The sequence below is a fragment of the Acetobacter sp. JWB genome (genome assembly GCF_003323795.1).
Taxonomy (GTDB): domain Bacteria; phylum Pseudomonadota; class Alphaproteobacteria; order Acetobacterales; family Acetobacteraceae; genus Acetobacter; species Acetobacter oryzifermentans.
Map to the genome: position 1 here is coordinate 443856 of NZ_CP030871.1, position 15055 is coordinate 458910.

At 57.2% G+C, this 15055-nt stretch carries 10 protein-coding genes; 2 read left to right on the forward strand and 8 right to left on the reverse strand.

Annotated elements, in window-relative coordinates; translation table 11 throughout:
- Positions 1–91: 91 nt before the first annotated feature.
- The 6 genes from DS739_RS02105 to dxs all read right to left on the reverse strand — a co-directional run bounded on the left by DS739_RS02105 (position 92) and on the right by dxs (position 8671).
- On the reverse strand, positions 92–1897 hold the full coding sequence (locus DS739_RS02105) for a carbohydrate porin (protein ID WP_006116945.1): 1806 nt from the start codon (positions 1895–1897) through the stop codon (positions 92–94).
- Positions 1898–2185: 288 nt separating this feature from the next.
- On the reverse strand, positions 2186–3073 hold the full coding sequence (hpnK, locus tag DS739_RS02110) for a hopanoid biosynthesis-associated protein HpnK (protein ID WP_035352559.1): 888 nt from the start codon (positions 3071–3073) through the stop codon (positions 2186–2188).
- A gap of 99 nt (positions 3074–3172) precedes the next feature.
- The gene (gene hpnJ, locus DS739_RS02115) at positions 3173–4603 is read right to left on the reverse strand and encodes a hopanoid biosynthesis associated radical SAM protein HpnJ (RefSeq protein ID WP_006116947.1); all 1431 of its coding nucleotides are present in this window, start codon (positions 4601–4603) and stop codon (positions 3173–3175) included.
- Positions 4604–4736: 133 nt separating this feature from the next.
- Positions 4737–5906, reverse strand: coding sequence for a bacteriohopanetetrol glucosamine biosynthesis glycosyltransferase HpnI (gene hpnI / locus DS739_RS02120; protein ID WP_006116948.1), 1170 nt, complete (start codon positions 5904–5906; stop codon positions 4737–4739).
- Between the two features lie 80 nt (positions 5907–5986).
- The gene (locus DS739_RS02125; RefSeq protein WP_006116949.1) at positions 5987–6640 is read right to left on the reverse strand and encodes an ABC transporter substrate-binding protein; all 654 of its coding nucleotides are present in this window, start codon (positions 6638–6640) and stop codon (positions 5987–5989) included.
- A 3-nt stretch (positions 6641–6643) separates the two neighbouring features.
- Positions 6644–8671, reverse strand: a complete 2028-nt coding sequence (gene dxs / locus DS739_RS02130) for a 1-deoxy-D-xylulose-5-phosphate synthase (protein WP_096884269.1) — start codon at positions 8669–8671, stop codon at positions 6644–6646.
- Positions 8672–9094: 423 nt separating this feature from the next.
- Here dxs and hpnH point away from each other — a divergent pair, with 423 nt between their 5' ends.
- Both hpnH and DS739_RS02150 read left to right on the forward strand, forming a co-directional pair.
- Positions 9095–10306, forward strand: coding sequence for an adenosyl-hopene transferase HpnH (gene hpnH, locus DS739_RS02145; protein WP_006116953.1), 1212 nt, complete (start codon positions 9095–9097; stop codon positions 10304–10306).
- A gap of 159 nt (positions 10307–10465) precedes the next feature.
- A complete protein-coding gene (locus DS739_RS02150; RefSeq protein ID WP_006116954.1) occupies positions 10466–11848 on the forward strand; it encodes a hemolysin family protein in 1383 nt (460 codons plus the stop codon).
- A gap of 144 nt (positions 11849–11992) precedes the next feature.
- Here the strand turns inward: DS739_RS02150 and DS739_RS02155 are convergent, their stop codons facing one another.
- Both DS739_RS02155 and DS739_RS02160 read right to left on the reverse strand, forming a co-directional pair.
- Positions 11993–13954, reverse strand: a complete 1962-nt coding sequence (locus DS739_RS02155; RefSeq protein WP_006116955.1) for a lytic transglycosylase domain-containing protein — start codon at positions 13952–13954, stop codon at positions 11993–11995.
- Between the two features lie 224 nt (positions 13955–14178).
- Positions 14179–15033, reverse strand: coding sequence for a uracil-DNA glycosylase family protein (locus tag DS739_RS02160; RefSeq protein ID WP_006116956.1), 855 nt, complete (start codon positions 15031–15033; stop codon positions 14179–14181).
- Between the last annotated feature and the right edge of the window lie 22 nt (positions 15034–15055).

Genomic DNA, 15055 nt, shown 5'->3' on the forward strand with positions numbered 1-15055 from the left:
GCCAGTCGCGTAGGTTGAACGTTCGACAGGCTGACTAGCAGAGGCAGCCCGCCCTGACTAGGGCAGACTGCATATGGATGGACAAAACCTGCTAGAGGTTGGCAATAACCTTAAGGCCCATCATGCCCGCATTGCGGATTTTATGTGTTTCGCCGGGGTGAATCATATACTGGAACTCTGGCTGCACCAGCAGGCCGGGCAGGGCATCAATACCGTAATAAGCCTCAATCACATCAGACGAATGCTGCACGCCGTACACACCGCTTGGCAGGCCGTATCCGCCATCCAGCGCCAGTTGTTCACTCTGCCGCCGCCGGTTGCTGACCTTGTACCATGAAAACATCATGCCCAGACGGTCTGTCATGCGGGAGGGAATAACCCCTACAAGGGAAATACCGCCATAAAGCTGGTCGGACACATTTACGGCGCGCGGGGTTACGTGGATGTAGCCGCCCATCAGGTAGCCACCGGCCATCATATTACGCCCACCAAGGCGATACACCATCTGGTCTGCTTCCAGCCAGAACATGTCAGACGGGGCGGAGCGTGCGCCGGGCACCTGTGCGGCAACAGCGCTTGGCAGGGCCGAACCAATTTTATCGGCATAACGCGTGGTGTCATGCGCGTAGCCCAGCACATAATGCCCCGGCAGACGGTTACGCGTTAAAAAGGGCTGCCACGTAAATTCGATGGGCAAGGAAATACCGGTGGCGTGTTCTGCCCCCCATGCCCAGCCAGAGGGGTTTTCGTTGAGAGCGCCAACAGAATATGCGCCAATCTGGATAGCCGTATCCCATGTGGGGCGGAAGCGGATACGCGCCCCCCATGTGGCTTTTGGATACACGCTCATGCCCGGATTTTGTTTGATGGCCACAGGCGCAGAACAGGTAACCATGAACGAGCAGAGCAGAGGTGATGTGGCAAACACATGGGTAAGTGACATACGCCCGAAAATGACATCCAGCGTGTTGTTGCGGAATTTCTTTTCAGCGTACAAATCCACCAAGTGGGCCACCACGTTGCCGGAAAGAGAATACACTTCCTGCAAACCAACGTAGGATTCGCCCACGCGCGTGCTCTGAATAGCCTTACCGGCGCGTTCCATCACCAGTGCATGTACAGACCACCCGCCCAGACTGGGGTTCATTTTACCCAGATCGAAAATGGTCTGAAGGGTAAGCTCATGCACATAGCTTGTGCCTTTTTGACCCGGGCGGCCCCCGGCAAACAGGCCATTGGCTTCCCCTTTATAAGTAAAGGAAAAGGTAAAGCCTTTTTCACGCAGCCGGTTCCGGAAAGGGGAAAGCTGCGGAATAAGCGCGCCAGATCCCGCCGTGGGCACGTAGTACGGATCGTTCAGATCCGTATCCCGCAGTGCATCCAGATTGGGGGGCAACATGCGGGATGGGCCTTCTGTGGGCAGGATGGAATCCAGTTCCACCTTATGAAAAGCCGAGGCATCCCCCGATGGCCCTACAGGCTGCACGCTCATGGTGGCCATACCGGGAAACGGCAGAACAGGCACACCGCTGGGCGGAATAGGCGTGTTGGGCGGCCGACGAATGGCGTTGAGATCCGGGCCGAGGGATTCTGCATCCAGCGGGCGTGCTGCCTTTGCCGGGGCGGCGTGCACCTTGTTGTTTCCCGGCGTAATAATGGCATCGGATACAGGTGCTACGGCTGTTTGGGCCGTAAGCGGAGATGTGGCGGTGCTTTGCGCCTGTGCCGCATTGTGTGCGCCAACAGGCAATACAACAGCCGCGCAGCCTGCAAGCAGCACAGAAAGGGCGGTAGGAGATGCACGCCCGGGCATATCATGCTCCGCTTTATAGCGGCATGTTTTTAAAAAAGTCATTCCGCTTCCCGCAAAATCATGAGTGTCGGAAATGTTGACCACAATGCTGGTAAGGAAAAAGCTCCGTAGAGCCAGCCTGTCTGTTTAAGGCAGCATGGTGAGCCAGCGCAGATAGCCGGACAATTCACCTTTTAGCGCAAAGGCAGCGGATGAACGCAAAGCGCGAGGGCTTAAGATGCAAGACATGGGACAAACCATTATTGTTGTTTTTGGTTGTTGGCCCCTCATCACAAACAGAAGCAATCTGTGTGGTCAAGCTAGGATTTGTAATAATATTTCCTAAAATACGATAATAATGAAATAAAAGCCAATATCGGAATGTATTTTTTGTTATAACGGTAATTTTGCAACAGGTGGCACATTGTCCTGCGGCATCTTTAAATCCTGCCAGCCACATAGCTGCGCATGGGCATGTTCCAGCCCGGCCCGAAAGCCCGGAGAACACAAAGCTTTGAATTCGGCTTCCTGCTCATAAGTTGGCATCAGCCTTTGCAGCAAAGCGTTTTTATGTGTGGCGGGGTGGAAGTAAATTTCAGAAACACCTTCGGGCAGATGTGCAGCCAGTGCGGCCACGCGGTCTGTTGTCATGTGGCCGCTCCATGCCAGCCCAAAGCACCAGTCATTTGTTTTCATGCCAGCGGCATGGGCTTGATGGCGCAAAAGGCTTGTCCACCGGCGGAGGGCAGCATCACCCAGCGTATCTGTATAGGTGCCAGCGGCGTAAAGGGGTTCGGGCGGTTCTAGCGGCACGCGCACGGCATTTAGCCCATAGCGTTTGCCAATGGTTATAAGCAGGTGCCCAACCGTGGGGTGCAGGTGCATGTGTTTGTGGGCGTTGGCATGGTCTAGCCGCAGGCCGGTGCGGCGGAAGGCTTCAAACTGGGCGGTAATTTCGGCTTCCAGTTCTCGGCGTCCTTCCGGGCGGAAAAAGTAATCCACCCCCAAGCCAAATTGAGAGGATGAAAACCATCCATCTGGCTGAGTAATCAGCGGCAGGCTGGTATGGGGCAGCACAGCCGGGCCTTCTATCACCACAAGGTGCAGGCCAACATTTAGGGTAGGCAGGCGTTTGGCCCGTTCTATGGCATCATCCACAGCCTCACCCGCAACCATGAGGCTGGCTGTTGAAAGCAGGCCATTGCGATGGGCAATTTCAATTGCCTCATTCACTTCAACCGACATGCCGAAATCATCGGCAGAGATAATGGCGCGTTTCATAACAGAACCCCTGATCTTGCTCCGGCTGTATCTAGCACCGGCAGGGGGCACATGTCATGGGCGGAGACATTTTGCCCCCGCCCATGTGGCATGCGTGGGTTACGCAGCGTCCTTACGGTTCTTAAGGAACTGGAAGAATTCCACACCTTCACGCAGGCGGCGCTTCATCATCTGCGGAGACCGCACCATTTCACCCAGAATGGAGGCAATCTTGGGCGCACGGAAATAGAACTTCTTGTAGAAGTCTTCCACGCTGCTGAAGATTTCTGTGTGGGACAGGTGCGGGTAATGCAGCGGTGCAATCTGCACGCCCTTATCATCCAGCAGTTCTGCGTTGTTTTCATCCAGCCAGCCGTTTTCCGTGGCCTGCTTGTGCAGGGCCGTGCCCGGATATGGCGCAGCAAGGGAAACCTGCAACGTGTGCGGGTTGATTTCCTGCGCGAAGCGGATGGTTTCCTGAATGGTTTCCTTGGTTTCACCCGGCAGGCCCAGAATGAAGGTGCCGTGGATTTTAATACCAAGTTCGTGGCAGTTTTTGGTGAACTCACGCGCCACTTCAACGCGCATACCCTTCTTGATGTTATGAAGGATCTGCTGGTTGCCGCTTTCATACCCAACCAGAAGCAGGCGTAGGCCGTTATCACGCAGCACTTTCAGTGTTTCGCGCGGCACATTGGCTTTTGCGTTACAAGACCATGTAACACCCAGCTTGCCCAGCTCACGCGCAATGGCTTCTGCACGTGGCAGGTCATCGGTGAAGGTGTCATCATCAAAGAAGAACTCTTTCACCTGCGGGAAGTACTGCTTGGCCAGACGAATTTCAGCCGCAACGTGCTGCGGGCTGCGTGTGCGGTAGCGGTGGCCCCCCACTGTTTGCGGCCACAGGCAGAACGTGCAACGGGATTTACAGCCACGGCCCGTGTAGATGGAAATGTAGGGGTGCATGAGGTACCCAATAAAGTAGTCCTCAATACGCAGATCCCGTTTGTACACTTCGGTAACGAAGGGCAGGCTGTCCATGTCTTCAATCATGGCGCGGTCACGGTTGGCAATAATTTCGCCATCCTTGTTGCGCCATGTAATGCCATCTACATCCTTGAAGTCACGGCCTTCGGCAATTTCCTTGATTGTGTAATCAAATTCATTGCGGGCCACAAAATCAATTGGCGCGCCTTTCAGCAGGCTTTCTTCTGGCTGAACAGCAACCTTTGCACCCACCATCCCGATTTTCAGGTTGGGGTTTACGTCTTTAAGCATCTGCGCCACTTCCACATCCTTTGCGAAGGATGGGGTGGAGGTGTGCAGAATAACCAGATCGCGGTTTTTTACATCTTCCAGAATCGGTTCCATGCCGATACCTGCTGGCGGGGCATCAATCAGGCGGCTGCCTTCAACCATTGCTGCGGGCTGGGCCAGCCATGTCGGATACCAGAAGGACTTGATTTCGCGCCGCGCCTGATAGCGCGAGCCTGCGCCACCATCAAAACCGTCAAAAGTCGGGGGCTGCAGGAAAAGTGTTCTCATCGTCATCGGTTTTTATCCTGACAAGGGCGTGAAGCGGTTGGAGCCGGCAAAAAAGCGGTCTGCAAGGCTTCCATGGTCATTTAGCTGAGGGATTTACTCTGGGCTGTTAGCAGAAGGCAAGTGTTGCGTGCACCGGGGTTTACTGTCTGGCGGAAAGACCACCAGAGGAAGGAGGCCCAACCGGGTGAGGGGCCACATGCATGGTCTGCCCCCGCCAATGCACTTCTGTGCCGCTGGCGCTGCCCACCATAATGGCGGCGGAAAGCCAGTCCCGCACAGGCAAAAGCAGAAGTGGCCAAAGCGGGCGAGACCCTACAGTGCGGTCTATTACTAACGCGGTAAGGCAGCGAAAGCCCCATACACCCCAGAAAAAAGGGAGTGTCCACGCTGCGTGGGGCTGGAACAGAACCACCAACGTAGCCCAGAACAGTGGAAGCTGGATTGAAGAAGCCGCATAGCCCGCCGGTGCAAGCGTGCAGACTGTGCGGCCCCATCTTAACTCGTGCTTTAACAATTCTGTAAAATTGGATTCGGCAATGGTGGTCCATGTTAGGCAGTCGGCAATGGTAATATCCATGCCTAACTGGCGTACAAGGCGGCCCAGCAGGGCATCATCCGCCACATGCGGCAACAGGGCTTCCAACCCACCCACCTGTTCCAGCGTTTCACGCCGCAGGGCCATGGTGGCGCCCAGACAATCCTGCCGCCCCAAATAGCGGGAAAGAATCACGCCGGGTAGAAAGTTGTGGTTGATCTGGCAAGCGGCCAGCATCTGCACCACGGTACGCCGTGCTGGTAGCCCCGCGTATAGGGTTGTGACCAACCCTGTGTTGGGTTTGCTCAGCCCGGCCACAATATGTTGAAGATAATCCGGGCTGACATGAATATCAGAATCGGAAATAACCAGAATATCGTGCTTGGCCTGTGGCAGGATATTCATCAGGTTGCTGATCTTGCGGTTAAGTCCGTGCAGCACGGGGTTAACCACCAGATCCATATCCAGTTCCGGGTGGCGTTCTTGCAGGCGGCGCACAATGGCTATGGCCGGATCATCTGCATCCCGCACACCAAACAGAATCTGAACTTGCGGGTAATCCTGCGTACAAAAGCTTTCTAACGCTTCTTCCAGCAGGGGTTCAGAGCCATAAAGAGGCTTTAAAACTGTAACCGGCGGGCTGTTTTTAAGAACAACCGGCTTGTGCTCCTTGCGGCGGAAACGGGCCAGAAGGCCCGCCCCCAAAGAAGATTGCACGCAGCCGGTAACAGCCAGCACCGCGCTGGCCGCAGCTAGAAACGGAAAGGCGGACATTACACCTCAACCGTTTTATGGCCCCGTCGGGGCGCTGTTTTCTTTCTGCTGCGGCGCACGATGTTGCTTCTCGCTTCTGCTTAATCTTTGGAGTAGTTCTGAACCTTGCGGTTCAGCACATTAATCAGACCCTGCACACCGCCAGAGTTCAGCGTGGAGCTGAAGTCAGACCGCTGGGCAGCCGCCTGGCTGATGCGGGAATCGCTGAGCAGCACATCGGTAATTTTCCATGCACCACCTTCGTTGTGCATGATGTAGCTCACAGCCGTACCGGGCATGCTGTCATCAGACCCGATATGGGTTTCCACAATTTTGCCGCCGCCAGCAGGGGCATCCGTAACAGACGGAGAAACGGTGAAGCGGGCACCAGAACCGGGCTTAAAGCTGGAGACATAGCGCGCAATGGTAAAGTTGCGGAACGCTGCCAGCAGGTTCTGCTTGTCGCTCGGGCTCAGGCTCTCATAGCGCAGGCCAACAGAGGCCTTGAGCACGGCTTCAAGATCGTAAGCCTGATCCACAGCGCCAGCAACTATCTGGCTGCGGTCAGCAAAGCTGCTGTGCGCGTTCTGAACCTGATCCAGCGCTTTGTACAGCGACTGGATGGGCACGCTTACGGCACTTGCCGGAGCAGACTGGGCAAAAGCTGCCGGAGCGGAAATGCCAGCGCCAGCAACCGGAAGGAGGGCCATGGTCATACCAAACACAAGGCCTGCACGAATGGAAAAGCGTTTCATGGCTTAAGATTTTGTCCCGGTTGCGCGGTTTGGCAAGATCGCTTCAAGCATGTCACCGATGCCCAATGCGCTTAGAGCTGTTCCGACGATGTGCGGAGCGGAGAGCCCTGCTTCGGCATATTGGGCGGCCTGAGTGTTATGGTCAATAAAGCGGTCTGGCAGGGTGAGGGGGCGGAAGCGGACGTTGTCCAAAAGGCCTGTGCGGGCCAGATGGTGGCCAACAAGGGAGCCAAAGCCACCTTCCGAACCTTCCTCAATCGTGATCAGCACCGCATGGTTGCGGGCCAGGTTTTCCACCAGTTCCGTATCAAACGGCTTGGCAAAGCGGGCATCCGCCACGGTGGGCGGTAGGCCACGGGCGGCCAGCATGTCTGCGGCTTTCAGACACTCCGCCAGACGTGGGCCAAGCGAGAGAATGGCCACGCCGCCTTTTTCAGGGCCAGACTGCCCACCCATTTCACGGATAATGCGGCCCTTGCCAATTTCCAGCGGTGTGCCCTCGGCAGGCAGGTCCAGCCCAAGGCCACTGCCACGTGGGTAGCGCAGGGCAATCGGGCCTTCATCAAACAGGGTGGCGGTTGCTGTCATGTGCAGCAATTCCAGCTCGTCTGATGGCGCCATAATGGTCATGCCCGGCAGGCAGCCCAGATAGGCAATGTCGAAGGATCCGGCATGGGTGGCGCCATCGGCCCCTACCAGACCGGCGCGGTCAATGGCAAAGCGCACGGGCAGCTTTTGCAGCACCACATCGTGCATCACCTGGTCATAGGCGCGCTGGAGGAAGGTGGAATAAATGGCGCAGAACGGGCGCAATCCTTCCGTTGCCATGCCTGCGGCAAAGGTAACGGCGTGCTGCTCGGCAATACCCACATCAAAAAACCGATCCGGGTAAGCCTTGGCAAAGGCATCCAGCCCCGTGCCAGAGGGCATGGCGGCGGTAATGGCGGCAATCTTGTTATCGGTTGCGGCGCGGCGTGTGAGTTCGCGCGAGAACACAGAGGTGTAGCTTGGTGGGCCTGCGGGGCCTTTTTTCTGCTCACCTGTAACAACGTTGAACTTGGCAACGGCGTGATACTTGTCTCCGGCTTTTTCGGCTGGCTGATAGCCGTGGCCTTTTTCCGTAATGACATGCAGCATGATGGGGCCGTTATCCGTATCGCGCAGGTTGCGCAGGATAGAAACCAACTGCGGCAGATCATGCCCATCTACAGGGCCAACGTAGTAAAAACCCAGTTCTTCAAACAGCGTGCCGCCGGTGATCATGCCGCGGGCATATTCATCCGCCTTGCGGGCCGTGCGCTCCACAGGGGCAGGCAGCTTTTTCACGAACTTGCCAGCCAGTTCACGCAAGCCCATGAACTTGCGAGAGGACATCAGGCGCGACAGGTAGTTCGACATTGCGCCCACGGGTGGGGCAATGGACATCTCGTTGTCGTTGAGGATGACAATCAGCCGTTCTGCGCCGGGGCCAGCCACGGCGGCGTTGTTCATGGCCTCATACGCCATGCCGGCGGAAATGGAGCCATCGCCAATCACGGCAATCACGTTGCGTTCGCGGTAGCTGGGGTCTTCCTCCGCCCGCAGGTGGTGGGCCACGGCCATGCCGAGTCCTGCGGAAATGGAGGTGGAGGAATGTGCTGCGCCAAACGGATCGTACTGGCTTTCTGCGCGGCGGGTAAAGCCAGAAAGGCCGCCCGGCTGGCGCAGGGTGCGGATACGGTCCCGCCGCCCTGTTAGAATCTTGTGAGGGTAGGCCTGATGGCCCACATCCCAGATTACCTTGTCATCAGGGGTGTCAAACACCGCATGCAAGGCAACCGTCAGCTCCACAACACCTAGGGATGCCCCAAGGTGCCCCCCTGTGGTGGAAACCGCGTCCACCGTTTCGGCCCGCAGTTCATCCGCAACCTGCTTAAGCTGCTCAACCGAGAGATTGCGCAGGTCCGCCGGATACTCAACCCGATCCAGCGCAGGAAAACGCCCTAACGTCGGAATCGGTGAAGGCGCGCTCTTGTCCTGAGAACTGTCCATGCGATCGTTTCCATCTTTTTGTTGCGGGCTGCTGTCTGGTACCTGGGCGGATGACGCAACCCGAAGTGTGTCTTACGCCGCGTTTGCATGCCGACAGACATCGCGATCCGATGGCATGTGGTTTAATGTTTCACGCAAGAACGCAAGTATTGAAACAAAACAAGCTGGTGATTGTGGCCTTTTTGCAACAGGAGTGTGAAAACACTTGAGCTTGACAAACCACACAACATATATGCAGGCCAATATCTTCTTTCATGCGTGGCCGCGTAACGCGTGTATTCAGTATGCTGTCTGACCACCTGATGGCTCAGGGCGGAAATACTTGCCGCGGGTAGCACGGCCGCGTTTCTTGTTACACACTGAACTGAACAAGTTCTTTCCAGTCACGATACGGGCGTAAGTGATGCGCCGGAGCGGGGGTTTATGGCCGTACCGATAATGCAGGCCGTCAGGGTCGGCAAATATGTCGTCACACAGCATCTCAAGAAGCGGAAGCGCTATCCGCTTGTGCTGATGCTTGAGCCGCTTTTCCGTTGCAATCTGGCATGCGCAGGTTGCGGGAAGATCGACTACCCGGCTGCCATTCTCAACCAGCGCATGACCGTGCAGGAATGCATGGATGCAGATGCCGAGGCAGGCGCACCAGTTGTGGCTGTGGCCGGTGGTGAACCGCTGCTGCACAAGGAAATGCCGCAGATTATTCGCGGTCTGATTGCGCGTAAGAAATACGTTTACCTGTGCACAAATGCCCTGCTGCTTGAAAAGAAGATGGATGAATATGAACCATCCCCCTTCTTCTCTTGGGATGTGCATCTGGATGGTGACAAAACCATGCACGATTCCTCCGTCTGCCAAGATGGGGTGTATGAACGTGCCGTGGCAGCCATTAAAAAAGCCAAGGAGCGCGGCTTCCGCGTTTCCATCAACTGCACCCTGTTTGATGGCGCAGATCCGCAGCGTGTTGCCAGTTTCTTTGATGAAGTGATGGCAATGGGTGTGGACGGAATCATGACCGCACCGGGTTATGCCTACGAACGCGCACCAGATCAGGAACACTTCCTGAACCGCCAGAAAACCAAGCAGCTTTTCCGCGATATCTTCCGTTTGGGCAAAGGCCACAAATGGCGGTTTACGCAGTCTCCACTGTTCCTGAACTTCCTGGCGGGGAACGAGCAGTACCACTGCACGCCGTGGGGCAAGCCGCTGCGTAACGTGTTTGGCTGGCAGCGCCCCTGCTATCTGCTGGGTGAAGGCTATGCCAAGTCCTTCCGTGAGCTGATGGATGACACGAAGTGGGATGATTACGGCACCGGTAACTACGAAAAATGCGCTGATTGCATGGTGCATTCCGGTTACGAATCCACCGCTGTGATGGATGCCGTGCGCCGCCCTTGGCACATTGCCAAAGTGGCGCTGTTTGGCCCCGAAACAGAAAAACCAATGGCTCCGGAAATCTCGCTGGCAAACCAGCGCCCGGCCCAGTACGTCTTCTCCAAACAGGTGGAAGAACAGATGGACGCCATTGCCGCACGCAAGCCTGCCAAGGCCCCACGTGTGAAGGTGATTCGCACAGCCGAAGGCGCAAACGATGCTCCGGCAGCAAAGCCAGCAGTAGAAGCCACTGCGGCAGACTGATCGGGCCTTCCGAATCGGGTTTTAAAAAGGAGCGGTTCCCGCAAGGGGCCGCTTTTTTTTGCGCTGAACGCCTAAAACATACCGAATTGGTCCGCTTTATCCGGAAGGCAGACATACTGCCGCCGCATAAGGCAATACGCTTTCCTGTATGGCCTAGCTGTGGCTTTGGGAGAAATCATCCCCTATTCTGCCCGCCAGAAACCCGCCACGCGGGTACCCTACACAGAGGGCATATCGTTTTTCATGGCACTTTCCATTCTTGTCATTTTCTTTCTGGTGTTGCTGAACGCCGTGTTTGCCATGGGGGAACTTGCACTTATTTCCGTGCGTATCCCCCGGCTGGTCATGTTGCAGGAACAAGGCGTACGCGGGGCCGAGCGGGCCATGCGGCTGGCGGAAGATCCGCAAATCTTCTTGCCCACAGTGCAAGTGGGCATGACACTTGTTTCCATTCTGGAAGGCACATTTGGTGGGGTGCAGATAGAAGCGCACCTTACCCCCATGCTGGAGCGTATTCCGGCCATTAAACCTATTGCCCCGCAGCTTTCCATGATTGTGGTGGTGGTGCTGATTACGGCGATTATGCTGGTGCTGGGTGAGCTTGTGCCCAAGCAACTGGCCCTGCGCGAACCAGAAAAAGTGGCCGCCCGTCTGGCTGCACCGCTGGAGGTTCTGGCCAATGCCACCCGCCCGGTGGTGTGGCTGCTGCGCCAGTCTTCCAACGTGGTTCTGCGCCTGATGGGTGCGGCAGATGCCGTAAACCAGACGCTGACGGAAGAAGAACTGAAAGCCTACATTGCAGAAGGCGCGCGCTTGGGCGTGCTGGAGCATGAAGAACGCACCATGATCGAACGTCTGCTGCGCCTTGCAGACAGGCCCGTGCGTGCCATCATGACTCCCAGAAATGAGCTGGTATGGATAGATCGCCATGCCGGGCGCGAGGCACTGGTGCAGGCACTCAAGCAAACCACCTATGCCCGCCTTGTGGTGTGCGAGGGTGGGGTGGATAACCCCGTGGGTGTGGTTCTGGCCAAGGATATGCTGGACCGCGTTTTAGACGGCATGCCTGCCTCTATAGAGGCAGGTTTGCGCCCAATGGTGGTGGTGCCAGATAGTATTTCCGCGCTGGATATGCTGGAGCGCATGCGCAGTATTCCACTGGGCATGGCCTTTGTGTTTGATGAATACGGGGCGTTTGAAGGCATTGTTACGGCGTCTGATTTGTTTGATGCCATTGTGGGGGAAACTTCGCACGAGCCTCAAAAACTCACGCGCCTGAACACAGAACCGGCCCCAGATGCGGTGCTGATGCTGGATGGCACGGAATCCGCCGATGAAGTGAAAGACCAACTGGCCATCAAAACCCTGCCGGAAGAAGGCAGCTACCACACGCTGGGCGGCCTTATTCTGGCCCTTCTGCGCCGTGTGCCAGCAGTGGGGGATAAGGTGGCTTACGAGGGATGGCTGTTTGAGGTGCTGGAAATGGAGGGCCGTCGTGTTTCCCGCGTGCGGGCCAGCAGGCAGCCTCTGGCGGAAAACTGAGGGCCAACCACGCGGGCAGGTATTTGGCCTGCCCCAAGGGGCTCTCATGCAGCCTTGCCATAGGTTATAAAAAAGGGGCGCAGCCGGTTAAAGCTGCGCCCCTTTTTGTATGCGATAAGCCCGCTAAACCTGCGCCGCAGAGCCTTAATGAAGGGTGCGGGTGTTGAGCGTATGCGCCAGTGCCTTTTCATCCTCAAAGTCTGGCCATGTGCTTTGGGCCAAGGCTGTAAGGGAAGGTGTCGGCAGCTTCATCTTGGCGGCATACATCCACAGGTAAGCAAGGGTGTGGTGCACGTAATCCCGCGTTTCTGTGTTGGGTAGCAGCTCCATAAACAGCAGCGGATCATTAGCTGTTGGGCCGGTGGAACTTTCCCAATGCGCAAGGGCGGAAGGCCCTGCGTTATAGCTGGCAAGCAGGCGGATAATATCTCCACCACGTGCCTCTGTGTGGTTGCTCTGGCGCGTTAGCCCCGCCAGATACTGCACATAGCGCTGCCCGATTTCCAGATTGATGCTGGGGTCATGCAGGGCTTCGGCGGAATGCACAAAATGGTGGTTCAGATTGGTGGGGGACTCGCTGGTGACAAAATCAGCCGTAAGGGGGCGGATTTGCATCAGGCCATGTGCCCCTGCGCCGGAAACAGCACGTGGGTCGAAGTTCGATTCCACACGGGCCAGTGCGTAAACAAGGGCAGGGTCCATGGTAAAGCCGTGCCGGGGGCGCAGCAGGGGCAAGGGTGTATCCTCTGCATTCTGCGCCGTGGCGGCATGGGTGTTCAGGGCATCGGCCATTTCTGTAGCCAGATCATGCAGCCCGGCTGTTTGCGCCACAAGCTGGAAGGCCCGCGCCAGTGTCACGTCTCGCAGGTCTGGCCATGCGCGGCGGATGGCGTTTTCTGCCATTTCCGGCTCACCAACTTGCAGCAGGGCAAACACGCGGCGGCCTACTTCGGAACTGCCAACGGCTTCGATATCAATTTCCGTTAGCACCGGAGCGGAGGACGCACCGTTATCCGGAACGGGGCTGTTTTCCAGCGGTTTAAAGCCAATAGGGTGTGTATGGGCGTTAGAGGCCGCATGGTCTGCCGGGGCTGGCTGCAACATCCGATAGGCCAGAAGCCCATAGAAACTACGCGGGAAAGCTGCCGCGTGTTGGAGCCACACATGCTGAGCATGGGCATTGCCGGTTTTTCCGTGCCCACGTGCGGCCCAAAAGGCGCAGGCGGCCCGCATTTCCGGCATGGCGCGCGGGGCGTGGGAGGCTTTTTCAAAAAACGGAATGGCTTCTGCGTAGGCTTGCTTCTGCCACAGGGCCAGCCCTGTAATGTAGCTGGCCAGTGGATTGCGCTCGCGGGAAAGATGTACAGCCGTGCGGCCAATATCCAGCGCCATATCCGTTTCACCCGAAACCAGCATGGCCTGTGCGGTTTCCGCTTGAAGCTGGGCCGCGTAAGCGGGCGTCATGCCCGGTGTAATGCTGATAAGGTGCAATGCACTGTGCACGCCCTTTAGCCCCCATGTGGTGCGTTCGCGCAAGGTGCGGTCTAGCAGGGGGTTACGGGTGAATTCCTGCGCCAGTGGGCCAGCCGCAAGGGCAGCGTGGGCCGGGGCTAAGTGGTCTGCCGGTGGGGCAGGGGGTAATGGGCCGCCCCGTTCAGGCAGCGCAGCAAGGCGCGCCCATATGGCCGGAGCATCGGCATAGCTGGTGTATTGTTTCAGCCAGTTCCGCAGCTCGGTCGCGTTGGGGTGGTAATTCGGGTTTAGGTAACGGTCTGCCTGTAGCTCACCCAACAGGGTGGAATCTGTGAGATGCGTGGTGCTGCTAATGGCTTCCGTGAACGCCCCCTGCTGTTGCAGGCGCAAAATAGCGCGCACCTGAGTGGCAACTTCCGGGGGAAGAGGTTTGGGGAGTGTAACATCATCACCTTCGGGGAAAGCCTGGCGTGGCAGAACCATAGCCAGCTCTTCGCTGTACGGTTCTGGCCCGGCTTCCGGGGGCTTGGCATGGGCTCTCGTCACAACGACGGAAGCGCTGGCCAAAAGGGCGGCACCAGCCAGAATGGCTTTTGCCGCGATCTGATGAGGAATTTGACCTATCGCTCGCATGGCTGGCGGGGTCTAGGCCCTTCCAGCCTAAAAGGCAAGTTTCCTGTCTGTAAGAAAAGGGAAAGGTTCTTCAAAAATTGTTGCATTCCCTGTGGTGAATCGCTGGTCAAGCTGGAAGAATTTCTATGATTTGCGCAGGTATTCCCATGGTTTATGCAACGTATTTCTTGCTGACATATTCTGTAACATCTGGCGCAGCGCTTACGCTTACATGCGTGTGCTGATTACATGCTTTGGCTGTCTTGGCGCAGGGTATCCATCACCGTCATCAGTGTTGCCCATATTTCACGCCGTGCAGCGGGGCTGGCCCGAAGTTGAAGTGGATGGCGCATGACCATAACCGGCAACGCAGGCAACCCCGGCAAGGTAATCTCCTGCCAGTTGCGGCGGGGCAGATCCGTTGTTTTGCCGAGCAGCATCCGGGCAGGCAGCCGCCCGCATAGCAACAGGCGCTGGGGGGCAAATAACGTTATGGCGCGCTCCAGAAAGGGGCGGCAGATGCGCTGATCCATCTCTGTTGGCGCGGTGCCCCCGGCTGGCCGCCACGGCAGGGCCGTAGCAAGGGCCAGTTGGCTGCGTTCCAAAGGCAGCGGGGCCAGCATGGTATCCAGCAGGGTGCCACATAGGCCCGCAAAAACCTGCCCGCTTCTATCTTCATCCTCATCCGGGGCTTCCCCAATCAGCATCAACGGGGCGTGGTGTGGCCCGGCGGGCATAAGGGTGTGCATGGCAGCGCCGCGCAAAGGGCATGCCATGAAGGAATCCATCGCCTGAAACAGCTCTTCTGGCGTAGTGGCGGCGGCGGCAAGGCGCTGCGCCTGTTCCACGGTATCTGCAAAGCTGGTGGGGCCAGGCTGTTGCTGTGGGGGGCGTTGCGCAGTGGTGGCAGGTGCCGGTGTTCTGCCCGTTCCGAGCTGCGGCGGTGTGTACGGTGGCGCCTGCTGGGGCGTTTTGCCCCGTAGCGGAGGCAACACAAGCCCGGCCCCGGCGTGCCGATGATCGACCGCAGCATCGGTTACAGCAACATCCACGCCCCATTCCGTATAAAGGCGCAGGAGAGACAGAGCAGCTTCCATCATATAAACCGTATCATAAAGCGGA